Here is a 23,006-nt window from a genome sequence, read left to right on the forward strand (position 1 = left end):
GATATTGTGGCATATCGCTCAGTGTTACCGCTGAAAAACGGTATGATGAATGTTATGGAGCCCCCGAAGCGATCGGGGCAGGGCACAGATTTATGCTAGAGATTATTGAACAGAAAATCGTAGGGCAAATTGAGGACTTGGAAGCAAGGGTTCCGGCAGGGCCTGACCTGCAAGGCCATGCCGCAGTACTGATTGCCCTGACAGAAGAGCCGGACCCTCAAGTAATTCTAACTAAGCGCTCTGCAAATCTCTCAACACATTCCGGTGAAGTTTCTCTCCCTGGGGGGCGCTGGGATGCCACAGACCCATCGCTTCAATTTACCGCCTTGCGTGAGGCGGAAGAAGAAGTCAGCCTACCTATGGATGACGTGCGCGTACTCGGCCCCCTTTGGCCTCGCACTACTCGCTGGCAAGTACATGTGACTCCTTGGGTAGGGATAATTTCACCGGATATCCAATTGTTCCCAAACCCAGGAGAATTGGATGCGGTATTTCGAGTCCCCCTGTCTTTCTTTCTTGCAGACCCGCGTATTCGCACTGATCGTATTATTATCGATAACCAGGAAATATACCTTCCGGCGTATATGTATGAAAACTATGAAATCTGGGGCTTTACTGCAGGGGTATTAACCGAATTTTTAGTAAAAATATTAGGGGCATCAATAGGGCGTCGCGATGATGTGCCGCTGCGTGCACTTAATTAGCTCAGCTTACTAAATAGGATTTAGTTTTATTTTGGGGGAGGTTCAGGTATTGGCTCACCTAAGTCATCCCAAGCATCGATTAATATTTTCATTATTTTTCCGGCATCAGGGTCGGCGCAGAGGATTGGGAAATCAGGGGCTTCAGGAAGTTTAACTTCTTCTCCTCGTCGACATTCGATTAACCAGTTGTTATCGATTTTAACGAGTTTGTCCCGATACTCTCCAACAGCAGAAATGCGATAGCCGGATCGTGTTGCTATGATTTCTACGGTCGTTGCTTTCCCTGAGGCGGATTGCCCATCTTCAGAAATAAAATGTAGGGGGGAGCTTGTAATATGCCGGCTTCCCAACTTGCTGTGAACCGCTGCGTAGCGCTCCAGTTTTTCTCTTCCTCGAATCATAATATTGCCGTGCTCAAATCGGCCATTGGGTGTAAATAATGAAGCCCAGCCTCGGGCATCATTACTGTCGATAGTTAATGTATAACGGGCGAGTAGATCACTAATCGCTAGTCGATCTTTTAGCTGTTGAATCTCATCCATTTCTTCACCTTGACCTTTATCGCCAGTAGCTATTAAAGAGGATAGTTTCTAGTGATGGTTTTTGGGGGCGCACCTAGGATATTAATTGAGTATTAATCAAAACCCGTTATCTAACTCGGAATCCTGTAAGTAACCTTGAGAGAATTATTAATAAAATCGGGAAGTGTTTGTTTGTGTAAAGTGAAGCAATACCAAGCCCTAAAATCCTTTGTCGTTTGGTGACTATTTCACGGTTTTAGCTAATGGTGGGATTTATTTGAGACGTAAGTACTAGATATACTGTAAGGTTCTTATATCCTTAATTTTTCTTATTATATACGTTATTGGATTGCTTGAATGAGATCTCTCTCTTTTTTCTGTGTGTTGCTGGGAATCGGATTAATCCAGGCTTGTGCAATGTCCACTGTACCTCCTAAGTATCAGGGACAATGGGCTGGAACCGAGGAATCCTGTAACGCTTCTTCATCGGCCGACTCGATGACACTGGCGGATAGTCGTATTCAATTTACGGAGTCTTCAGGCCAGTTGATGTCTGCTAGCCAAAGTGATGGCAATCTTCATCTGGTTTTCAATATGCAGGGTGAAGGAGAAGCTTGGAAGTCAGAGGAGGTGTACTCTCTGACATCTGGCGGAAAGGTACTGGTGCGTTATACTCAGGATTCTACGTTTAAGTACTTTCGCTGCAATTGATTGGAATTGAAGCCTGCTGAAAATAGTTGAAAAATAATAAGATAAAAATCATAGAGCCCTCCACTCCTCAAGCTTACAGTTCAGAATATGGAATCTGAGGGCGTGGAGGCTGGGCTAGCACTGAGAATAGAACTCAGTCGTTTAAATGACTGGAGCTTGCAGCTCTGGTCATTTAAATGTGGATTTGCTTGGTAAAATATCTACTCGGTCCAAACGTCAATTTTGCCTTGCATTTCTTTGTGAAATGGATAAGCCCCTCCTTGTACCTATTGAATTAGTAGGCTATCTGTAGCTCCTTGTAAAATGACAAGTTCGTCATTGCTAAAGTTTGAGATGGAAGTCTATTCGGATGGCTATAAGGTTAACTTGATGGTTTTAAATAGACTAAGCCGGCTTCTACCATTAATTTTTACTACAGGTTTGTAATTCGGATTTAATAGCCTTAATAAAAGTCTGTACTTTTGTTGGCGGCCTTTTGGAAAACAGATGCATATAATGAATGGGTGCAGCGGCAACAGATGTTATTGGACAAAGTGTGCCGGTATCCACTTTTTTTCGTGCGATAATATCGGGCAACCTGGCAATCCCAATTCCGGCTTCGGTTAACTGTACTATATCGTGTAGGGAGTTACAGCGAACCTTAGGCGTGGCTTTTACCTGAATCCCACTATTCAATTCATACTTTAATGGCATGCCCTGCCAATCATTAGCGATATGCGGCCAATTTTGTAGTTCAGTAAGGTCTGAGGGAATGCCGCATAGCTTTTCAATAAGCTGCGGGCTGGCGTAGAGACTTTCTCCTAACAATCCCAACTTTGAAACTTTTGCCGATTGAAGTGCAAGATTGCCTACGCGAATGGCTAGGTCTACCTGCGATTCAATCAAATCCATGGGTGAGTCATTGGCTAACAGCCTGATTCTCAGTTGCGGGTGCTGCTCGGCCAGCTTAATGATTGCAGGAATAATTACTGGCTCACACAGTGCGTGAGGCGCGGTTACAGATAGGGAGCCCGCCAATTTGTCACCGCTATTCCTAAGGCCCGCTATTGCTGAGTTATAAATATCTTTGATCTCCCGGCAATGGGCGTAAAACTCTGAGCCGGCCTCGGTGAGAGATAGGGAGCGGGTACTGCGGTAAAGCAAGCGGGTGCCGATATCAGACTCCAGTCGGGTAACTGCTTGGCTTACTGCCGATTTGGTGCGCTCCAGGCGGTCGGCTGCCAGTGTGAAGCTGCGCGCCTCTACAACGGCTAGGAATACCTGCATATCCTCCAGGCTTGGCTTCATTGTTTAATTTCCCTAAACACTAATATCAATTAATGGATGTTTATCACAACCATGGCCATGGGGCAATCTATAGGCACAAGGTCGTTACCTATTACAGAAGAGGATTTTGATATGAGCGACATTCTGATTGAGAAAACAAAAGCTGCCAGTGAACAGTGGAAGTCTTACTTCAATAGTGGCAATGCAGCTGGGTGTGCATCCATGTATGAAGAGCTGGCTCAGATGACTGCCAAACCCTTTGGCCTGTTCGAAGGTCGAAAGAATATACAAGCTTTCTGGCAAAATCTGATAGATCAGGGTTTTGCGGATGTGGCCTATATTGGAGCAAAAATTGAAGTAGTGGATGAAGCCTCAACCGTACTCTCAAGTAATTGGAAAATGAACAACGCAGAAGGTGTCATTACTCGTGAACTCTGGGTCCTACAGGAGGACGGTACTATGCTACTGCGTGATGACCAGTTCGAAGCTATAAATCCTAGCGAAAAGTAAAGGTGCTAGCCGTGAGTGAATTTTGGAATAGCTTTACCCGTGAGAAAACGGACGAGCAATATAACCCTACGTTGTGGACCCGCCGCCTTCCAACCGATCTGCTGCTGCCTTCTCATGCTGAGTTTACTGGCAGTCGTAGCTCGGCATATCGCAACGCGATTAAGGACGGTTTACAAACTGTCAATTTTGGGGAAGGTGATTTAGCTGGCTCGATGGATGTTTTCAGGTCAGACGAAGTTGCTGAGGATGCACCGGTCGTAATTTATATTCACGGTGGCTGGTGGCAGTGGTTTTCAAAAGAGCAGTTTTCTTTTCTGGCTGAGCCTTTTAATAAAGAGGGATTTGCGGTTTATATGCCGGGTTACCGTATGGCCCCGGATTGGGAAAATGATACTCCAATGGAGTCTATTGTCTCCCAGGTACAGTGGGCAGTGGCGAGCGTGCTGAATGAGGCCGAGGAAAAAGGGGCTCCATCTGTCTACATCGTGGGGCATTCGGCAGGTGGCCAACTGGTAGCATTGTTGCATCAAACGGATTGGAGTCAATTTGGTGTACCGACATCTGCTCAAAGTAAGTTTAAAGGTGCATTTTCCCTGGCGGGACTATTTGACATTCGCCCACTGGTCAATAGTTTTGTCAATGACGCCATCAATATGTCGATGGAATCCGCCGAAAAGGTAAGCCCCCAGCTGGTAGAGCCTGGTATTGACACAACTGAATGCCCGCTGCATTTAATTGTGCCTGAATTTGATACGCCAGAGTTTTTTCGGCAGACCAAAGAGTATCAAGAGAAGATGCTGAAAATGGATAACCCCTGTTATTTCAAATTAGCGAACAATCGGGATCATCTTGACCTGATAGAAAGGTTGGTCGATGACCGTGACGAAGTTTTAACTTATATGCTGGAGCATATGAAAGACTAACAACGATTTATTGCTTTGTGTCTTAGGCAGGTCTGCAATGATGTTTTGTGATTTGGTGGCTTAAGCTGTAGCCTTGACGAAATCATCAGTGTCACGGCCTGCCAGAGGGGTGTGAGGATAGGTGCTTCAAGGTATTACTTTGAGGCGGCGCTTTAGAGACAAGCGTCTATATAAGTTCTATTGACGAATTATAATGGGCGCCTGTTTTCTCCTCCTGGATAGATTATGCCGAGACCCAAATCCACTGTCTCTTTGGATGAGGTGCACTGGGGTGCACTCAAAACCCTCTTCCCCTACTTATTGGAGTTCCGCCGCGCCGTGATCTTGGCGATCCTCTGCCTGATTGGCGCCAAGGTTGCGGGTGTTACCCTGCCATTTTTACTCAAACATATTGTCGATGACCTGGATAGTGCTGGGGGCATGGCCCAGGCAGTGGCATTACCTTTGGGGCTGCTGTTGGCCTATGGGGCTGTGCGTCTTTCCAGCACTCTGTTTGGCGAACTGCGAGACACGATTTTTGGCCGTGTCACCGAGCGGGCCCAGCGCCGGATCGGGTTGGAAGTGTTCCAGCATTTGCACAAGCTGGACCTGGATTTTCACCTGAACCGCCGTACCGGTGGGCTCTCTCGGGATATTGAGCGGGGCAATAGCGGCATCGGGTTCCTGATGCGGTTTATGGTCTTCAATATCGTACCCACGCTGGTAGAGATAGCTATGGTGGCGGGGTTGCTCTGGTGGAATTACAGCGGGTTATTTGCGCTATTAGTGCTGGCGGCAGTGATTATTTATATCGGCTTTTCTGTGGTAGCCACTGAATGGCGTACGCGCTTTGTCAGGGAGTTGAATGAGGCGGAGTCACAGGCCAGCAGCCGTGCAGTTGATAGCCTGCTCAACTATGAAACCGTTAAGTACTTTGCCAATGAGCGACATGAATCCGGTCACTATGACCGGGAGCTGGCCAGTTGGGAGAAGGCTCGGCGTAAGAACAGGCTGTCCCTGTTTGGCCTAAATAGTGGCCAGGCGCTGATTATTGCCAGCGCTATGTGTGCAGCAATGGTTCTCGCTGCGGTAGGAGTCACCAAAGGCACTATGACCATCGGTGACTTCGTATTGGTGAATGCCTTTATGATGCAGATCTTTATACCGCTAAATTTCCTCGGCTTTGTGTACCGGGAGATGAAAGGGGCATTGGCAAATATTGAGAAGATGTTCTCTTTACTTGCGGTAAAACCTGCTGTGGAAGATCTTCCCCAGGCGGCCCCCCTCACCGTGATGGAAGGCCGAATTGAGTTTGATAACGTCCAGTTTGGCTACAAAGATAATCGCCAGATCCTCAAAGGCATCAGCTTTGCTGTGGAACCACGGCAAAAAGTGGCAATTGTTGGCGCTAGCGGTGCAGGTAAATCCACCCTCTTTAAGCTCCTGTTTCGTTTTTATGACGCTAACAGCGGTTCCATTTCCATTGATGGCCAGGATATTCGCAGTGTTTCCCAGGAGTCGCTGCGCAGGGCTATTGGTGTTGTGCCTCAGGATGCAGTGTTGTTCAACCAGTCGATTCGGGACAACGTGCGGTACGGACGTGTAGATGCCTCAGATACTGAGGTGGATGAGGCGATCCGTCACGCCCAGCTGGAAGGCTTTGTTCAGCAACTGCCAGAGGGGGCTGATACCCTGGTGGGGGAGCGGGGTCTCAAATTGTCCGGAGGGGAAAAGCAGCGGGTTGCTATCGCTCGGGCCCTGTTGAAAAAGCCTCCGATTATGATCTTTGACGAAGCGACCTCATCTCTCGACAGCCACTCAGAGCAGGGCATAGTGGCATCCCTGCAGGAGATCGCCCGCGAGCAGACATCGTTAGTGATCGCTCACCGCCTCTCCACAATTGTGGATGCGGACTGCATTCTGGTAATGGATCAGGGCGGAATAGTCGAGCAGGGAGCCCACCGGGAATTGATGCAGGCTGACGGACACTACGCGGCCCTCTGGCGTATGCAGCAACAGGAGCGTGGAACTGAGACCCAAGCAGCCGAGGTGCCTACGCCATGACGGTTGATAAATCCCTACAGCCAGACTAATGTGGCGCCGATACAAAAAAATGATAGGCAGAGCGATATGACCATTCCTTTTCAGGCTACCAAGATAGCGGCAGCAGTGTTGGCACTGGCCCTTGTTGGCGCTTGTTCCAAAAAAGAGCAGCAGCCCGAAGAAGTTGCCAAAGCGGAAGCTGAGGCGCAGATTGTGGAGTCCAAGACTGTACCTGTACCCTCAGGCCAAAAGGTAGAAGATGCGGACAAGCGTTTTGATATCTATGTACCTGTTGAGCTTACCGCAAACCTGAGTGGTCTCTCCGACAACCAGCGCAAAATGATTGGCCTGCTGATCGACGCCAGCCAGATTATGGATCGCCTGTTCTGGTTGCAATCCTACGGCCCAGCTGAGGAATTGCTGCCGGATATTGAAGACAACCGTGCTCGTAAGTTTGCCGATATCAACTATGGCCCCTGGGATCGCCTTAACGACAACAAGCCGTTTATTGTTGGTTATGGAGATAAGCCCCTGGGTGCTAATTTCTACCCAGCGGACATGACCCGCGAAGAGTTCGAGAAATGGGACCAGGCAGGAAAAGACGGCTTGTACTCCTTGGTACGCCGCAATGAGTCTGGCAGTCTCGAACTGGTGCCTTACAACGAAGCCTACAATGCGGACCTGAATAAGGCGGCCAGCATTCTGCGCCAGGCAGCTGAATTGGCTGAGAGCAAAGAATTTGCTAACTACCTCACTATGCGTGCCGATGCACTTCTCTCCGATAATTTCCGCCCCAGTGATATGGCCTGGATGGATATGAAGGAGAATGATATCGATGTGGTTATTGGTCCTATTGAAAACTATGAAGACCAGCTGTTTGCCTATCGTACCGCTTATGAGTCCTACGTCCTGCTGAAAGACAAAGAGTGGAGTCAAAAACTGGCCAAGTTTGCCGCTCTGCTGCCCGAGTTGCAGAAAGGTTTGCCAGTTGAGGAAAAATACAAATCTGAAGAGCCCGGTACTGATTCAGACTTGAATGCCTACGATGTACTCTTCTACGCCGGCCACAGTAACGCGGGCTCCAAGACTATTGCCATTAACCTTCCCAATGATGAGGAAGTGCAGCTGGCCAAAGGCACTCGCCGTTTGCAGCTGAAGAATGCAATGCAGGCCAAGTTTGACAAGATCCTGGTGCCGATTAGCGATGTATTGATTGCAGAAGATCAGCGCAAGAATATTACCTTCCCGGCATTCTTTGCCAATACCATGTTCCATGAAGTGGCCCATGGTTTGGGAATTAAAAAGACCGTAGAAGGCGGTAATAATGTTCGCCAGGCTTTGAAGGAAACCTCTTCTGCCCTGGAAGAAGGTAAGGCTGATATCCTGGGTCTGTACATGGTTACCCGCTTACATGAAAAAGGTGAGCTGGAAGATGGCCAGTTGATGGATAACTATGTGACCTTCCTGGCGGGTATCTTCCGCAGCGTACGTTTTGGTGCGGCCAGTGCTCACGGTAAAGCCAACATGATGCGCTTTAACTACTTTAAGGAGCAGGGTGCCTTCACTCGCGATCCCAAGACTGGTCAATACAGTGTTGATTTTGAAAAGATGCAGCAGGCGATGACCAACTTGTCTCGTTTAATCATTACTATTCAGGGTGATGGCGATTACGAGGAAGCCAAATCACTGCTGGAGACCAAAGGCGTAATTGGCCCTGAACTGCAGGCTGATTTGGATCGTTTGGCCGAAGCCAATATTCCTGTTGACGTTACCTTTATTCAGGGTAAAGAAGTACTTGGTTTGAAGTAATTTCCTTACCTTTTGTTTAAAAAACCCGGCGCCTGCCGGGTTTTTTTGTGCCCCGAAACTTTACCCCCCCTTCGATTTGCTATTTCTCCGCTGATTGCAGCTTGGTACTTTAGGTACTTTTTCTTATGGCGGAATTAATAGTCACGTCCAAACTAAGGAGGCAGTCTGCATCCCAGGCTAGGAAATCCAGCTCTTATACAATATTGACAGAGGTTTTACATGGATATTAAGCAGTCAGTTATTAAGTTATTAATATTAGGCGTAATGGGGCTATTTACAGCGTCATACTCTTTTGTAGTATCCGCTCAGGTATCCTGTGGTGATGTTATTACAACCGCCGAAGTGCTTACACAGGATTTACTCTGTGACCTTACTGCCGCTGAGCCTGATGCCCTTACGATAGTTGGTCCTGAAGGCAGTTTGAGTATGGGAGATTTTTCTGTGACCTGTGCTACAGGTGCGGGATTTGGCGGTGCTGGAATACGTATCCTGGGCCAAGGTGCGGTGTTGACTGGCGGTGCCATTAATGATTGTTTTGACAATATTTTTATAGGCGGTGAGGGTTATCACACGGTCGTCGGAACTGAGCTAGTTGGTAGTGTTGACGATGGTATTGATATTGACAGTATCTTTAACAATATTAGTGGATGCATAATCACTGATAGTGGTCGGGTAGGCGTTGATATGGATGATGATTTTAATACTCTCTCTTCTTGTGTTGTATCGCTCAGTGTCTCTGATGGAATTCAGGTAGATGATAGCTTTTCAAATGTGTTCAATAATATATCCACATCCAATGGTGGAGCAGGAATTCTAATCGAGGGCTCATCCAGTAATATAATCTCCCAAAATTTAATAGCAAGTAATGATGGTGGAGGTATCGTTTTGGAATTCACGAGTTCGACTAATAATGTCATAACTGGAAATTTCTCTGAACTTAATCTTTCCTTTGATTTATATGATACGGTTGACCCCGATTGTAGTGGCACCAACACTTGGTACGCTAATGTTGCCATTACTAAAAGTCCAAGCTGCCTGGATTGAATTTTTTGGCGATTTTCGAAACTTACTAAAAAGGGAGAAGGAAAGACTACACTGCTCTCGGGACCCTATGAGGCATGGATGCCGATTAGGAGCTTACAGGGATGTGTTCACTGCGTGTCTCGAGTGCGGTGTAGTCTTTCCTTCCACCCCAGTAGTAAGTTGTGTCTCTTAGGCGATTCAATTGAATAGTGAGAGCTAACCTAAACTTGAGTCGCCTTTTGGTTTCTTTAAGTTTGTGAGGCGATTCAAAAAAATAGCTGTTTGTGATGAGGCATTGATGGCTATGAATCGTAGTTCTGTTAATGCACAATAAATTTGATGCTATATTCTAATTGTTTGGCGGTTAAGCGGTATAATTGAAGCTCCCAATTGATCAATATAATTCAACTATAACAATGGATTAATTATGTCTCGTGTTCTGTACTCGGGTACTAAAAATGCATCCACTTGGGCCTTTAGGGCTTGGTTGGCATTGCGTGAACAGGATGTTCAATTTGAGGAAGTGGTTGTAGATATTCGCCGGCCACAGCGATTCCAGAACTTACAGCGTATCGGTGAGCTATCCCCTGCGAGATCAGTACCCGTACTGGAAGAGGGGGATATGATTATTTTTGATTCCTTGGCCATTATGGAATATGCCAATGATATTGGTTCTGGTGAACTGTTACCTCAAGATCCATTGATGCGGGCCCGAGCCCGGGCCATGCTTAGCTGGCAACATTCTGGATTGTCCGGGTTGTGTCCACGCCTATCCTTTGAAAGTGCATTTTACCCCGACAAACGCCCAATGACCCCCGAAGAAGAGATGGATGCGGAGCGCCTATTTGCCGCCTGGGAAGGAGAGCTTGAGCAAAATGGTGGCCCTTACTTGATGGGTGCTTTGTCCCTGGCAGATTTAGCCTTTGTGCCAACAGTGATAAGAATTTTCTCCCACGCCCCAAATTTGCAGCCCTGGCCGCTTACTAAACAGTGGATAGACCGGTTGCTGGGGCGTGACAGCGTAAAAGAGTGGATGTCAGAGGCTGCTGAACTGCCACCGGTAGTACTATCGGATTATCGGTAGGGACTAACTTCCGTAGAGATCAGGATTTCTTTAGTGACTAAACCCGTTAGGTGAAGCTGAACCAGCTTCACCTTTTTTACTATTAGTGGCGTAAATTAATCGGAAAAAGAAGCAGGGTACGTATTTTTTATCGTAAGAAAGTTTCAAGCGCAATCACTGGCTAATAGTGATGCCAATGAGGTCTAAACTGTGCTGGGTTAACCAGTGCGCCAGTTGATGTTTGAGGCGATCAATTTATCAAATATTAAGGATAATATTTAGATCAATGAAAAGATTAGCCTTTAGTCTATGTTTCTTGTTGAGTAGTGGGGTACAGGCATCGTGCCACTTGGAAGAATATGAACGCTTTATCAATACTCAAAGCCTGGTAATGCTTGAAGCATCCGTGAAACTATTTGAGGAGGATAAGGAGAAGTTTAAAATTATTAAACCGTTTGTAAAATTGGAAGTGCGCAATAACAAGCTTAAGGTTTATGTGGCGAAGAAGTTGAGTGAGAAGGAATCCACCGTTCTTAACTTTGACGGCCCTATTGCGAATTACGTTCCCAGCGTATCGGTACAAATTATGCCGGATGGCTCCATACGGGATAAAGTTGATTTGGCGATGTCTGATGATGTTTTTTATCGCACAGAGAAAACTGCCATGGCACCACTGCAAAGCTTATATATGTTTAACGAGGGAATGAATGCAGCGGAAAAGAGAAAATTCACACGTGCAAGAAACTCCCTGAGTAAGCATATGGAGACCATTGAACAATTTTCATATATGAAAAGAGCCTTCACAATGCGTCTTGAAAATGTTTGTCCGGTAAATAGCTAAACACCTAGACGTTCATGCTACTGTTTGAAATAAAAACTATAGCTTTGTTCCTGGCTACGGCGCTTGCAGAGATAATAGGCTGCTACACGGCTTACTTGTGGTTAAAGCAGGACAAGAGTATTTGGCTTCTAGTACCTGGCGGTATAAGTTTGGCGATATTTGCTTGGTTATTGACGTTGCATCCGGCTCCAGCGGGCCGGGTGTATGCCGCCTATGGGGGAATTTATATTTTTTCCTCAATAATGTGGTTATGGCTGGTTAACGGTGTTAAACCCACTGTTTGGGATGTGAGTGGTGCCGCTGTAGCAATGCTGGGTATGGCTATCATTATGTTTTCACCGAGGCAGATGATCAATTAGATTTGATAAATCTATGCGCTTATTTAAGGGTGACTTTGTGATTTATCCTTAAAGCTGAGAAATTCTTGGATCGCGTAAATATCTTACAGTTTATTAAGCCAGCTGATAATTGCTTCGTGTTCAATATTTCCAATGGTCGATATGCTTGGGTGGCTTCTATTGGGAATTTTCACCAAATTAATATTTGATTGATCTAAAGCTATATAATTACCATAGGGTGCAATTAGATCCGAGGGGGAGGATATTAGCAGTATGGGGAGCTTGGAAGAATAGAGAAGGGGAAGTATATTGGTATCACTCGGTTCAATACCAGACTGCTCCAGAGCCAGATTTGCTCCTTTTCGAATTTTATTTTCGGGTATAACCCGGCTAAGTATGGGATGATTGAGCCTACCGTAGTTATACACGGCTTGATCAAAAGGGACCATTGGGGCAAGTAAAATAATTCCATTTAAGTCAGATCTCATGGCTGAGATATAGAGAGCCGTTAAGGCTCCCATAGAGTTTCCTACGATATATAAGGGCTTGTCCTTGATGTCCCCTTTACTGATTAGTGCATCAATAAGTTTATTGATGATTTCACTATCTCCTACACCATATTTTTTGGTGCTATTCGATTCCCCGTGACCAAGGAGGTCCGGAGCTACAACTTGAAATCCAAGAAAGCGAAAGTATTGAGCAGAAAATAACATGAACTCTTTTGATGATCGGAATCCATGTAATAAAATCACTGTTCCAGAATATTTTTCTTTCAGTGCATCTTTTGGTAAATCAAGTTTAACGGTGCTTTCTTTGCCGTCGGTGTCATATTTGACTGAGTAATGAATGCCGTCTTTAGATGAAGCAGGAGCGTGATAATACCTGATGTATTCTTTGCTTTTTTCTATATCATAGCTGCCTTTTTTAAACCCTAAGTCTTTAATTTGTTCTTGGGTTATTGTCTCATTGAAAGGAAAGCTTTCAGATTTTTCAATAAGTTTGGCAATTCTCTGAGAGAAGCTAGACATGCTAAAGCATGTGCTAATGACAGCAAATATCGTATTTAGTTTAATTGCATTTTTCACTGGCCGTTGATATCCAATGGACCTAATCGTATAGAGAAGGATATCTTGTTGCGATTAGGTTTGGCTGGAATTGGTGCCAATATAGCCAGTTCCTGAAAATGGTAACTTATTTAGAGAGGCTAGGCGAAATCCCTCTAATGCTGGCAGGAGAGAACTCCTTGTTTCTTTAGAGCTTGTTCGATCGTGCCAAATAAATGCTCGCCGAGTGTACTTTTTGTCTTAAATCAACAAGAGTGACGGCAAAATCAAAATTTGAGAAATTAGATTTTAATCTCTGTGGGCTGCGTGATACTTTATGCGCCACTATAGCTACATAGATACGATTGCTGTATTTATGTACAGTATTGAGCTGTATAAGGCAAGAGATGAATATTTCCCTAGAGGTTGTACAAGAACTGGCCCCAGACCAGGCTTCTTTAAACGCAGCCAAAAAACTGTTGAAGCCGGCTAAATGGCCTTTGCGCGGTAAAGCGGCTTCTGTAAATTGTATATGGGGGCAATGCCAAGGATCGGGGGCCAATCCCTATTACACCATGGCAGATACAGTAGATCACGGTTACAAGTGTACCTGCCCCTCACGTAAGTTTCCCTGCAAGCATGTTCTAGCCCTTTTGTGGCAATTCGCCGACGGCCCGGATGACTTTATTGAGGCTGAAACACCGGAGTGGGTAGTGGAGTGGTTGGGGCGGCGGCGTAAGAGTAAGCCTGAAGCCCAAGCTGAGACAAAAGCTTCTACCAATAAGAACATTCACGGTATTTCTGAGGAAACCTCGGAAAGTAAAGAGGCACAGGAAAAAAAGGAAGCGGCCAGGGCTAAGCGGGCAGCACAGACGCGCGCTAAAACCAACAAGAGTATCGCCACCGGGCTAGGTGAATTCCAACAGTGGGTTGAGGATCAATTGCGTACTGGCATGGTGGGATTTCTCAAGGAACTTCGCCAGCGCTGCCGCTATATCTCTGCGCGCTTGGTAGACGCCAAAGCCGCCGGCCTGGCATCCAGGGTTGATGAGCTTCCAGCCAAGGCCCTGGGGCTTGCACCACAGAAACAGGCGGAAGTGGTATTCAAGGAGCTGGGGCAATTGATGTTGCTCAGCAGTGCTTGGCTCACCGATGAGGAAGATGTGGATACTCGCAGAGCTATTGCCGTTGCCGAGAACCGTGACCAGGTCTTGGAAAACCCAGCCAGCCCCCGACAAAGGGGCATTTGGCAGAATGTAGGAGAGAAAGTGAGCACCCGCCGCGATGGTTTGGTGAGCCACGCTTCCTGGTTGCTCAAGCTTGATAGTGACACCCCAGTATTTGCCCTGTTGTTGGATCACTATCCGGCTTCTGCGGGGCGCAGGGAGGTGGGCATTGGTATCGGCGCCAGTGTAGAAGGGGAGTTGGTTTATTATCCCGGTCGCATGCCTCTGAGAGCTTTCCCTGTGGAGTTTAAAGTGGTGCAGGATGGTGTGAATCAGAGATGGCCAGCCCAGCAAGAGAGCGTGTTCTCCCACTACCAAAAGCAGTTGTCTCAGCAACCCTGGATAGAGCAGGTACCGCACCTTCTTGAAGGGGGGCGTCTACTGCGCTGTGCCAACGGCAATTATTGGTGGCGCTGCTCGACTGGGCAGCAAACGCTACCGCTCAACAATGAACAGATTCCCTCTCTATTACTGGGTTCAAAATTACAGGCTGCGTTTATTTTGTGGGATGGAAGCAGTGCTGAACTGCACAGCGCGCGGACAGATGAGTGGGGGACAATCGCATGCTAACGCCTGAGAAAATCCAGGAAGAGCAGTTATTGGTAGAGCGCCTACAGCAGCGTTGGATGGTGGGCAGTGATTTGCCCGTAGAGCTCGACGCCTTACCTGAGTCCTGGCGTCCATTGTTTGAAGGCCTGGAAGAGGAGCGCTTGGCATCAGCGGCGGTAGCGCTTCTCAGCCAGCATCAAAGCGCACTCTACCAGCCCCAGGCTCCAGCAGAATTACGCGAATTTCCCTTGTTGCCCGAGTTGAATAAGCCCGTGCTTCCCTACCCAATGCGGGCCCATTTTCGTCGTGTCACTGAAAGCGTTCAGTCCCGCTCTATGGAGCAAACCGGATTGCTCCTGAAGTTGCTGTTACAGCGGGGATTTATTGCCCATCCTGCGGACTGGCTTCCCTCAAGTAATGATGAAGGCTTGCCGGAAGTCTATTTACCCTGGTCACAATGGGCCGCGAATGAGCGAGGTAGTATTGATGATTCTGAAGCGTTAACTGAGGAAAACTGGGATGATTGGTATCCCTCCGGTCGCCTGGCAAAGCTCAGGGAGTTGCGCTTCAGTAACCCCGCCGCCGCTTTGAATTTGATCCAGACCTGCGCCGGGCGCGAACCCGCTGATAAACGTTTAAGGATGGTGCGAGTTCTTGCTATCCGGCTGAGTGAGTCCGATGGGGAATATTTACAGTCCCTGCTTAAAGATCGTTCACAAAAGGTGGCGCGTCTTGCCAGCCAATTTTTATCCCGATTGGGATTGTCATCGGAACTTGAATCTAATACTCAGGAAGAGTCTTCTGCGCAGGAATTGGCTGAGTTTTACGAATTAAAAAAAGTGGGCTTGGTAAAGAAGCAGTTGCAACTATTGCCCCGTAAGCTCAAGAGCAAAAAACAGCAAGCCATTCGCTCGGAATTTTTGCAGAAGGTATCTCTGCAAAGCCTTGCGGAAGCACTGGATATCAGCGTGGCTGACTTAGCTGGGGCTTGGCAGCTCGATAAAAATCGCGATTATGACAACCACAGTTTTGTTACCAATGCGGTAAATACTTTGCCAGATAAGGCTATTGCCCTGCTGGTCACCAATATTGAGAGCTACCTGGATACCGGTGAGGCCGGTATGTCTCTCTTACACAGTTCATTGCCGCGCCTGGAACAGTCCCGCCGTGCCGAATTGATGTTTGGACTTTTGCGTAATAAAAAGGCCAAGGTTGATTTTCAGGATCTACTCAAGTTTTTGCCCGAACCGTTAACGGAGCTTTCCTGGGATGATTTGAAAAAAACGTCACCCTGGAAGGCGCTGTTAAAGCTCGTTGTCGAGGAATTAAGTGAGAGCGGTTATTTGCAGTCTATTTATCTCCAGCGGGAGTTGACCGCATTGGGCTTGATGTTACCCAGAGAGACGGCACGGCAGTTACTGGAAGCGCTTTTTGAGCAGGGTGTGCTACGGGCAGACCCCGCAACTGACTGTCTTCGATTTAATAGCGAGCTTGCCGGCGTGGATGGGCTTTAGTCCATACACCCAACACAGATTTAATTTTAAGACCGATCGTTGCCCGACAAAACTCATAAAATAAGCAGTGAATTTCCGGGCAGGTAAAACAAAAGGATTCCCCATGAGTGACGTACTTCGTCAACCCGCTGAAATTACCTATCAATCAGAACTGGATGCCTTAAAAGCAGAAGACACCGGAAAAAAACCAGAGAATTGGAGTCTATCTCCGCAGGCAGTCGTGAAGTACTTGATGGGCGGCACAACGACTGAAGGTGCTGAGATCAGTGCAAAATATATTGGCAATCGGCGCTTGATTGAAACTGCCGTTGCCACCCTCGCCACCGATCGTGCACTGCTGTTACTCGGTGTGCCGGGTACGGCAAAGTCCTGGGTGTCTGAACACCTGTCTGCGGCGATCTGTGGCAATAGTACCCGTGTGATCCAGTGTACGGCGGGCACTGACGAAAACCAGATTCGCTATGGCTGGAACTACGCTCAGCTACTGGCAAAGGGCCCCAGCAAAGAAGCCCTGGTGCCAACGCCTTTATATCGCGCTATGGAACAGGGTACCTTGTGTCGTTTGGAAGAGCTGACTCGTATGGGTTCTGATGTTCAGGATACATTGATTACCGTGCTGTCAGAGAAAATGTTGCCGATCCCCGAGCTGAATGATGCTGTTTATGCGCAGCGCGGTTTTAATGTGATTGCAACAGCCAATAACCGCGATAAGGGTGTTAATGAATTATCCTCTGCACTAAAACGACGTTTCAATGTTGTGGTATTGCCGCTGCCCGATGATATGAATGAGGAGGTCAGTATTATTTCTCGCCGCGTGGCAGAAATGGGTGAGAGCCTGGAGTTGCCAGTGCCGGCAAATGCCGGCGAAGAGATCGAGAAGATAGTGACCATTTTCCGCGAGCTGCGCGGCGGTGAAACACTGGATGGAAAAATAACCCTGAAAACACCGTCCGGTAACTTGTCTACGGCTGAGGCAATTGCGGTAATGGTGGGTGGATTGAGCCAGGCGAACTGGTTTGGCGATGGTAAATTCAGTGCAGAAGAGCTTTCCAGTAATTTGGTCGGCGCCATTGTCAAAGATCCAGTGCAGGATAAAGCTGTATTGGAGGAGTATTTGGAAACGGTCCTGAAAAAGCGCCGTGACTTTGCCGGTTACTACCACACCATGAACGAAGTACTGTAAGGGATATCCCGTGTCCAAGGTGGATTGTCATTATTTTGGTATTCGGCACCACGGGCCCGGTTCTGCGCGGCGACTTGTCGCCGCGTTGGATCAGCTGAAACCAAAAAAAGTATTGATAGAGGGCCCCGCTGATTGCAGTGAATTACTGCCTCTGCTGGCTAGCGCACAGATGCAGCCGCCGGTAGCGCTACTCGGCTATGCCGCAGAGTCGCCCGGCTCCAGCCTTTACTACCCGTTTGTGGAATACTCCCCTGAGTACCAGGCCTGCCTATGGGCTGTACAACAGGGGGTAGAAGTTAAATTCATTGATCTGCCCATTAATATCCAGCTGGCGCAGTTACTCCAATCTGAAGCCCAGGACCCTGAAGCGGAGCAAAACGGCGGAGAGTCTGATTCCCCTGCGGTGGCAGGCGAGCCAGAGCCACCATCTGATACCTCTGATCCTATCGGCCTTTTGGCGAAGCTGGCGGGCTATGAAGATGGTGAGGCCTGGTGGAATGACCTGATCGAGCAGAATAACGATGACAGTGCGGAGATATTTTCCCGGGTAGAGTCGGCGATGACCGCGCTGCGTGGAGAAATAACTGAAACTACGCCGTTGTCGCAAAGGGATTTACTGCGCGAAGCCTATATGCGCCTGGAAATTGCCAAAGAAAAGAAAGGGGTGGAAGGTGAGGTCGCTGTAGTCTGCGGGGCCTGGCACTTACCGGCATTTCGTGAAAAGCACACAGCAAAAGATGACCGCGCACTGATTAAACTGCTGCCGGCAAAATTGCCCAAGAGCAAAGTGAAAACCACCTGGATTCCCTGGACATCACCGCGATTGGCGATGGCTTCCGGTTACGGGGCTGGGGTTGCTGCACCTATGTGGTATCAGCATATTTGGCGCGAGGGCACCGGCGAGCAGTGGCTGGAGCTTTGGTTTGGGCGGCTGGTGCGCGCATTGCGCGAAAGTGGACAAGTGGTCTCCACGGCCTCGGTTATTGAAGCCGTGCGTCTGAGCCGCAGTTTGGCAGCCGTAAGAAATCGTCCAGCTCCTGGGTTTGAAGAAATTATTGAAGCCGCTGTGGCCTGCCTCTGTTTTGGCGAGCGCCTTATTTGGCAGCAGGTAGAGAGAGAGTTGCTTCTGGGTGAGCAAGTTGGGGCTATCCCCGAGGATGCTCCACTGGTGCCCCTGCTGGAGGATCTACAGCGCTGGCAGAAAAAGACCAAGCTAAAGCCCACCGCTCTGGATAAAGAAGTTTCCCTGGATTTACGCAGTGATATCGGCCTGAATAAATCTACGTTACTGCACCGTCTTGCTGTGCTGGAAGTGCCTTGGGGTAAACCCTCCCATACCGGAAAAAGTCGCGGTACTTTCCGGGAAAACTGGGTGCTCAGCTGGCAGCCGGAGTATGCGGTTAAGTTGGTGGAAAACTTAGTTTACGGTTCCACCATTGAGCAAGCGGCTAACAATAAACTTATCGAGGCGATCACCGCTGAGAGTCATTTGGGCAAATTAGCAGAAGTGGTTTTGCTGTCCCTCGAATCTCAGTTGCACCGGGCTTCTGAATCGGGCCTGAAGCGATTGGCCGAGAGAGCGGCTCTGGCCAGTGACGGTATCGAGCTTCTCGACAGCCTGCCGGCGTTAATCCAGGTTCAGCGCTATGGTACCGCGCGAGAATTAGCGTTGGAGCAAGTTGCCGGCCTGGTAGAACGATTAGCCATGCAATCTGCCCTGGCCCTGCCGTACGCCTGTCGCAATCTTAACGATGAAGAGTCCCTACGGCTGCGAAACAGTATTCACAGCGCTCACCAGGCACTGCAATTGGCAGAGCTGGGTGATGAAGTTATGGAGGACTGGTGGCAAGCCTTCGAGCAACTGGTAGACAGCTCTCTTTCCAGTTTGCAAGTTAGCGGCCTTTGTGCGCGTCTTTTGTATCAGGCCGAGAGAATTGATGGGCATCGGTTACAGCAATTACTGGAAAAATCACTGTCTCCAGCGGTAGCTGCCGCCGATGCAGCACGATTTTTCGAGGGTTTTTTTGCTGAAGCGGTTGAGCGCCTGCTGTACGACCCGGTATTGATGGGAGCGGTACAGCGCTGGTTGCTGCATCTGGACGAAGAAGTATTTATTGAGTATTTGCCTTTGTTCAGACGCGTATTTTCCAGTCTCGATGCGATGGAGCGTCGGCGCATGATGGAGCTGGTACTCGGTGCCCGGTCTAATCCCTCGGTATCCAAAGCCATTAATCCCGAAGTTTTGCCGCTGTGGTCAGAGCATCTATTGCGTATCGGCAAATTAATCCACAAGGACAAGACATGGGCGCAGTAAACGAAGTGTCTGAAGAGCAACAACCCGATGAGATAACGGTCGATAAAGACCAGCAAAAGGAACGCCGTTGGCGCTTGGTGCTAGGGGCTGATGAAGGTGAGTCCGGGCTTTCTGAGCGGGATATGCGTTTGTCCCAAGCGTTAAGTGCGCTTTATGGCAGCGGGGACTCAGAGTCTGGTAAAAAAGGTCGAGGCGGGTTGTCCCGCTCGTCTCCGCAAGTATCCCGTTGGCTGGGCGATATCCGCGAGTTCTTTCCGACTTCTGTAGTACAAGTTGTCCAGCGCGATGCGTTTGAACGCCTTGGCCTCAAGCAGATGCTCATGGAGCCTGAGTTTTTGTCAGCGATTGAAGCGGATGTTCACCTGGTCGCAGACTTGGTTAGTCTGCGTTCTGTGATGCCTGAAAAGACTATTGAGACTGCTCGCCAGGTCATCAAGAAAGTGGTCGACGAGCTGATGGAGCGCTTGGAGCGAAAGACCACAGAAGCGGTTAGGGGAGCTGTCAATAAATCAAAACGTAGTTTCAGGCCGCGCTTTGCTGATATCGATTGGCACAGAACTATTCAGCAAAATCTCAGGCACTACCAACATGACTACCACACAGTGGTGCCTGAGAAGTTGATTGGTTTTATGCGGCAAAGTCGCCGGCTTGCGGACCTGGATGAAGTCATTCTATGTGTCGACCAGTCCGGCTCCATGGCGACATCGGTGGTGTACAGTTCAATCTTTGCAGCAGTAATGGCTTCAATACCGGCAGTGAAAACCAAACTGGTCTGCTTTGATACCGCAATAGTAGATCTTACTGAGGACTTGGAAGACCCGGTCAGTGTTTTGTTTGGCGTGCAACTGGGCGGTGGCACAGACATTAACCAGGCGGTGGCTTATTGTGAGGATAAAATTGAGCGGCCTGGCAAGACGCATTTAATCCTGATTACCGACCTGTATGAAGGGGGGAATGAAGAGGAGTTAAAAGCACGGGTTGCTAACCTTGTTCGCCAGGATGTAAATGTGATTACCTTACTGGCACTCAGTGATGATGGGCGTCCATCTTATGACCAGTCACTGGCGGAAGAGTTTGCTGCGATAGGCTCTCCGGTTTTTGCCTGTACACCGGATCAATTCCCGGACCTGATGGCAACGGCGCTGCGTCGGGAAGACGTTCTTAACTGGGCTGCAGATCAGGATATCAAAGCCGTTCGGCCAAAAGCCTAAATTCTTATCCGCTAAATGATGGAGCAGGGGCGACGCCTACTCCATCATTTGGCCATCTCCCTAACTCTCCTTTCTTTAATAAAATCCATAAAATCGTAGCCGTATTGGCGCATATTAAACATAAAACCCAAACTAAATTCCCATTTTATTAGGAATAATTTCTCATGGTTCTTTCTTAATGCTGGATCAAAATCACCTAGGCATGACCCTGGACTATGAATAACGAACACAGCGCTAAGGAAAAATTTGATGAAACTCCCTCGTTCAAGTCTCTATAAAATCGCCATTGTCTCAATGATCGGGATATCCAACATTTCCATTTCCAAGCCAGTGATTGCGGATGATGTTGAATGTGGGGATACGATTACCACATCTGTTACTTTGGATGAGGATCTCACTTGTGATGTCAGCCCTGCTTTAACTGTGATAGGCCCTGATGGACGCCTGAATATGACCGGGTACGAGGTTCAATGTGATGGTAGTGAAGTTGGAGTTCTGTTAGAGGGGCGTGCTGCGCTACTTCGAGGAGGGCAGGTTGCAGATTGTGAGGTGGGTGTTTTAGCGAATGGAGATGGATTCCATAATATTCAAGCGGTATCGACCACGGCAAATGCCAGCGCTGGATTTCAGTTAGTGAGCAATAGCAACTATATGACAGCCTGTACCGCTCAGGAAAATACAGGGGTTGGACTGATTGTTAGTGGGGAGAGAAATAATGTCTTCCAGAATACTTTTGAGGAAAATACCCTGAGTGGTATCCAGATAGATGGTGATCGGTCATATATAACAGAGAATTTCTGTTTTGAGAATATGGGCTCAGGAATAGAGATTAATGATTCCAGTAATAGCTGGATCGTTGAAAATGCATCGGAAAATAATGGCACTTCAGGTGCGGGAACGGCAGGAATCTTAATGAATGATTTTGATCAGCAATATAATTTGATCATTTTAAATGTGGGGATTCTCAATGAAGATTTCGATGCGCAAGATTTAAACAGTGATCCCTGCAATGGTACAAATTTATGGCGAAATAATACTTTTGATACTGTAGATCCTAGCTGCCTGGATTGAAATATACGGATATAAAAAGATAGTGCCACTATGGTGGCTTCGGTAGTGGTGTTATCTTTTACAATTTATATTCCTGTAGCTTGTATATCAATATGCTCCATTCCCCGCTTAAACTATTTTACTAAATTTTGTGGACAAATTTCCCATGGCTGTTACCAGTTTTTGACTCAAAATCAGCATGACATATCTTTTCTGTATTTGAGCTTTATTTGGGAGGACTCTCGTGAGCTTTATATCTCGATCTGTGATAAGCAAGGCATTGATAACTTCTTTGGCGGCTTCTTTATTGTCTGCATCTTTGTGTTCACTAGCAAATGGTGCTGTTGAGTGCGGAGACACCATAACCAGTCCGGTAATACTGGATCAAGATTTGCTCTGCAATGTTACCCCGGCTTTGACTGTAACTGGGCCGACCGGATATCTGGATTTGAATGGTTATACGCTGAGTTGTGATGGAACTACAGTGGGAATTTTGGTCGATGGTTTTGCGGCCATAATATCGGGCGGGGTGTTACAGGATGGGTTTGTATCTAATTGCAATACAGGTATTTCTGTAGAAGGTTCCGGTATTCATAATTTGTTCGGCCTGAACACCTCTGGTAATACTTCTTCTGGTATTGAGTTTGTTAGTAGTAATAATACGCTAACCATATCAAATATATCGGATAATGCAGGTACAGGTATTATAATCGCGGGGGGAACAAATAATCTGTTTTCTAATGACATAAGTCGAAATGAAATAACGGGTATACAGGTAGATGGTAGCAGTTCAATAATATCGTCAAATACAGTATCGGATAATACTTTAACTGGAATACAAATTAATAACGCCAGTAGCTGTCTTATCAGCCAGAATACGGTGGAGAATAATGGCACTCAAGGGTCAAATACTGCAGGAATCTTAATGGAGCTATTTGGCCAGACTGGAAACAATATCGTAGGCAATACTGTCTCTGGCAATGTGGATTTTGACTTGCAAGATGACAACTCTGCACCCTGTGAGAATAACTGGATAGGAAATTCTCCTGATGCGACTACCTCTGGTGAATGTGTGACATCACAGTAACATTAATTTAGTTGCAAATTTGGATCTGAAGGCAGTTCATTATTTGCCTTCAGATCTCTAGAGTTAATGTCTTTACTCTACAAAAATTTCATGAGACG

20 protein-coding genes are annotated in these 23,006 nt (G+C 47.5%); 17 read left to right on the forward strand and 3 right to left on the reverse strand.

Translation table 11 applies throughout. From position 1 onward, the window contains the following. Positions 1 to 92 precede the first annotated feature (92 nt). Positions 93 to 704, forward strand: coding sequence for a CoA pyrophosphatase (locus ACJJIM_RS03535; protein WP_444906063.1), 612 nt, complete (start codon positions 93 to 95; stop codon positions 702 to 704). Between the two features lie 26 nt (positions 705 to 730). Here the strand turns inward: ACJJIM_RS03535 and ACJJIM_RS03540 are convergent, their stop codons facing one another. Beyond that, entirely contained in the window at positions 731 to 1,246 is a 516-nt protein-coding gene (locus tag ACJJIM_RS03540) for a nuclear transport factor 2 family protein (protein WP_444912384.1), read from the reverse strand. A 396-nt stretch (positions 1,247 to 1,642) separates the two neighbouring features. On the opposite strand from ACJJIM_RS03540, the gene ACJJIM_RS03545 reads away from it, so the two are divergent. Then, on the forward strand, positions 1,643 to 1,936 hold the full coding sequence (locus tag ACJJIM_RS03545) for a hypothetical protein (RefSeq protein WP_444912385.1): 294 nt from the start codon (positions 1,643 to 1,645) through the stop codon (positions 1,934 to 1,936). A gap of 402 nt (positions 1,937 to 2,338) precedes the next feature. Here ACJJIM_RS03545 and ACJJIM_RS03550 read toward each other — a convergent pair whose 3' ends face one another. Further along, positions 2,339 to 3,223 (reverse strand): LysR family transcriptional regulator, encoded by an 885-nt coding sequence (locus ACJJIM_RS03550; protein ID WP_444912386.1) that lies wholly within the window; start codon positions 3,221 to 3,223, stop codon positions 2,339 to 2,341. A 111-nt stretch (positions 3,224 to 3,334) separates the two neighbouring features. On the opposite strand from ACJJIM_RS03550, the gene ACJJIM_RS03555 reads away from it, so the two are divergent. From ACJJIM_RS03555 to ACJJIM_RS03590, 8 genes are all read left to right on the forward strand, one after another. Then, positions 3,335 to 3,712, forward strand: a complete 378-nt coding sequence (locus ACJJIM_RS03555) for an isochorismatase (protein ID WP_444912387.1) — start codon at positions 3,335 to 3,337, stop codon at positions 3,710 to 3,712. Positions 3,713 to 3,723: 11 nt separating this feature from the next. Further along, positions 3,724 to 4,635, forward strand: coding sequence for an alpha/beta hydrolase (locus tag ACJJIM_RS03560; protein ID WP_444912388.1), 912 nt, complete (start codon positions 3,724 to 3,726; stop codon positions 4,633 to 4,635). Between the two features lie 225 nt (positions 4,636 to 4,860). Next, complete coding sequence (locus tag ACJJIM_RS03565) at positions 4,861 to 6,678, forward strand: ABCB family ABC transporter ATP-binding protein/permease (RefSeq protein ID WP_444912389.1); 1,818 nt, start codon at positions 4,861 to 4,863, stop codon at positions 6,676 to 6,678. 66 nt (positions 6,679 to 6,744) lie between these two features. Then, positions 6,745 to 8,466, forward strand: coding sequence for a dipeptidyl-peptidase 3 family protein (locus ACJJIM_RS03570; RefSeq protein WP_444912390.1), 1,722 nt, complete (start codon positions 6,745 to 6,747; stop codon positions 8,464 to 8,466). A gap of 219 nt (positions 8,467 to 8,685) precedes the next feature. After that, positions 8,686 to 9,510, forward strand: a complete 825-nt coding sequence (locus ACJJIM_RS03575; RefSeq protein WP_444912391.1) for a right-handed parallel beta-helix repeat-containing protein — start codon at positions 8,686 to 8,688, stop codon at positions 9,508 to 9,510. Positions 9,511 to 9,916: 406 nt separating this feature from the next. Then, the gene (locus ACJJIM_RS03580; RefSeq protein ID WP_444912392.1) at positions 9,917 to 10,573 is read left to right on the forward strand and encodes a glutathione S-transferase family protein; all 657 of its coding nucleotides are present in this window, start codon (positions 9,917 to 9,919) and stop codon (positions 10,571 to 10,573) included. A gap of 328 nt (positions 10,574 to 10,901) precedes the next feature. Further along, positions 10,902 to 11,393 (forward strand): hypothetical protein, encoded by a 492-nt coding sequence (locus ACJJIM_RS03585; protein ID WP_444906055.1) that lies wholly within the window; start codon positions 10,902 to 10,904, stop codon positions 11,391 to 11,393. Positions 11,394 to 11,413: 20 nt separating this feature from the next. Then, positions 11,414 to 11,752, forward strand: coding sequence for a YnfA family protein (locus ACJJIM_RS03590; RefSeq protein WP_444898250.1), 339 nt, complete (start codon positions 11,414 to 11,416; stop codon positions 11,750 to 11,752). Between the two features lie 83 nt (positions 11,753 to 11,835). Here ACJJIM_RS03590 and ACJJIM_RS03595 read toward each other — a convergent pair whose 3' ends face one another. After that, positions 11,836 to 12,816, reverse strand: coding sequence for an alpha/beta hydrolase family protein (locus tag ACJJIM_RS03595; protein WP_444898203.1), 981 nt, complete (start codon positions 12,814 to 12,816; stop codon positions 11,836 to 11,838). A gap of 365 nt (positions 12,817 to 13,181) precedes the next feature. Between ACJJIM_RS03595 and ACJJIM_RS03600 the strand changes: the two genes are divergently transcribed. The 7 genes from ACJJIM_RS03600 (at position 13,182) to ACJJIM_RS03630 (ending at position 22,908) form a co-directional block, all read left to right on the forward strand. Continuing rightward, a complete protein-coding gene (locus ACJJIM_RS03600) occupies positions 13,182 to 14,570 on the forward strand; it encodes an SWIM zinc finger family protein (RefSeq protein WP_444912393.1) in 1,389 nt (462 codons plus the stop codon). Then, positions 14,564 to 16,063 carry a DUF5691 domain-containing protein gene (locus ACJJIM_RS03605; RefSeq protein WP_444912394.1) on the forward strand — a complete coding sequence of 500 codons (1,500 nt, stop codon included), beginning with the start codon at positions 14,564 to 14,566 and terminating at the stop codon, positions 16,061 to 16,063. Before ACJJIM_RS03600 ends, ACJJIM_RS03605 begins: the two co-directional genes overlap by 7 nt. A gap of 103 nt (positions 16,064 to 16,166) precedes the next feature. Beyond that, entirely contained in the window at positions 16,167 to 17,246 is a 1,080-nt protein-coding gene (locus ACJJIM_RS03610; RefSeq protein WP_444912395.1) for an ATP-binding protein, read from the forward strand. Positions 17,247 to 17,256: 10 nt separating this feature from the next. Then, positions 17,257 to 19,560 carry a DUF5682 family protein gene (locus tag ACJJIM_RS03615; protein WP_444912396.1) on the forward strand — a complete coding sequence of 768 codons (2,304 nt, stop codon included), beginning with the start codon at positions 17,257 to 17,259 and terminating at the stop codon, positions 19,558 to 19,560. Beyond that, complete coding sequence (locus tag ACJJIM_RS03620) at positions 19,548 to 20,771, forward strand: VWA domain-containing protein (RefSeq protein ID WP_444912397.1); 1,224 nt, start codon at positions 19,548 to 19,550, stop codon at positions 20,769 to 20,771. The genes ACJJIM_RS03615 and ACJJIM_RS03620 overlap by 13 nt, the downstream gene beginning before the upstream one ends. Positions 20,772 to 21,020: 249 nt before the next feature. Next, positions 21,021 to 21,842, forward strand: a complete 822-nt coding sequence (locus ACJJIM_RS03625; RefSeq protein WP_444912398.1) for a right-handed parallel beta-helix repeat-containing protein — start codon at positions 21,021 to 21,023, stop codon at positions 21,840 to 21,842. Positions 21,843 to 22,065: 223 nt separating this feature from the next. Continuing rightward, positions 22,066 to 22,908 carry a right-handed parallel beta-helix repeat-containing protein gene (locus ACJJIM_RS03630; protein WP_444912399.1) on the forward strand — a complete coding sequence of 281 codons (843 nt, stop codon included), beginning with the start codon at positions 22,066 to 22,068 and terminating at the stop codon, positions 22,906 to 22,908. Positions 22,909 to 23,006: the final 98 nt, after the last annotated feature.

Source organism: Microbulbifer maximicatervae (SeqCode) (genome assembly GCF_052467615.1).

Excerpts from the sequence above, each read along its gene's own strand:
- ACJJIM_RS03535 (WP_444906063.1), top strand. The coding sequence starts at position 93 with ATGCTAGAGATTATTGAACAGAAAATCGTAGGGCAAATTGAGGACTTG.
- ACJJIM_RS03540 (WP_444912384.1), bottom strand. The coding sequence starts at position 1,246 with ATGGATGAGATTCAACAGCTAAAAGATCGACTAGCGATTAGTGATCTA.
- ACJJIM_RS03545 (WP_444912385.1), top strand. The coding sequence starts at position 1,643 with ATGTCCACTGTACCTCCTAAGTATCAGGGACAATGGGCTGGAACCGAG.
- ACJJIM_RS03550 (WP_444912386.1), bottom strand. The coding sequence starts at position 3,223 with ATGAAGCCAAGCCTGGAGGATATGCAGGTATTCCTAGCCGTTGTAGAG.
- ACJJIM_RS03555 (WP_444912387.1), top strand. The coding sequence starts at position 3,335 with ATGAGCGACATTCTGATTGAGAAAACAAAAGCTGCCAGTGAACAGTGG.
- ACJJIM_RS03565 (WP_444912389.1), top strand. The coding sequence starts at position 4,861 with ATGCCGAGACCCAAATCCACTGTCTCTTTGGATGAGGTGCACTGGGGT.
- ACJJIM_RS03570 (WP_444912390.1), top strand. The coding sequence starts at position 6,745 with ATGACCATTCCTTTTCAGGCTACCAAGATAGCGGCAGCAGTGTTGGCA.
- ACJJIM_RS03575 (WP_444912391.1), top strand. The coding sequence starts at position 8,686 with ATGGATATTAAGCAGTCAGTTATTAAGTTATTAATATTAGGCGTAATG.
- ACJJIM_RS03580 (WP_444912392.1), top strand. The coding sequence starts at position 9,917 with ATGTCTCGTGTTCTGTACTCGGGTACTAAAAATGCATCCACTTGGGCC.
- ACJJIM_RS03600 (WP_444912393.1), top strand. The coding sequence starts at position 13,182 with ATGAATATTTCCCTAGAGGTTGTACAAGAACTGGCCCCAGACCAGGCT.
- ACJJIM_RS03605 (WP_444912394.1), top strand. The coding sequence starts at position 14,564 with ATGCTAACGCCTGAGAAAATCCAGGAAGAGCAGTTATTGGTAGAGCGC.
- ACJJIM_RS03610 (WP_444912395.1), top strand. The coding sequence starts at position 16,167 with ATGAGTGACGTACTTCGTCAACCCGCTGAAATTACCTATCAATCAGAA.
- ACJJIM_RS03620 (WP_444912397.1), top strand. The coding sequence starts at position 19,548 with ATGGGCGCAGTAAACGAAGTGTCTGAAGAGCAACAACCCGATGAGATA.
- ACJJIM_RS03625 (WP_444912398.1), top strand. The coding sequence starts at position 21,021 with ATGAAACTCCCTCGTTCAAGTCTCTATAAAATCGCCATTGTCTCAATG.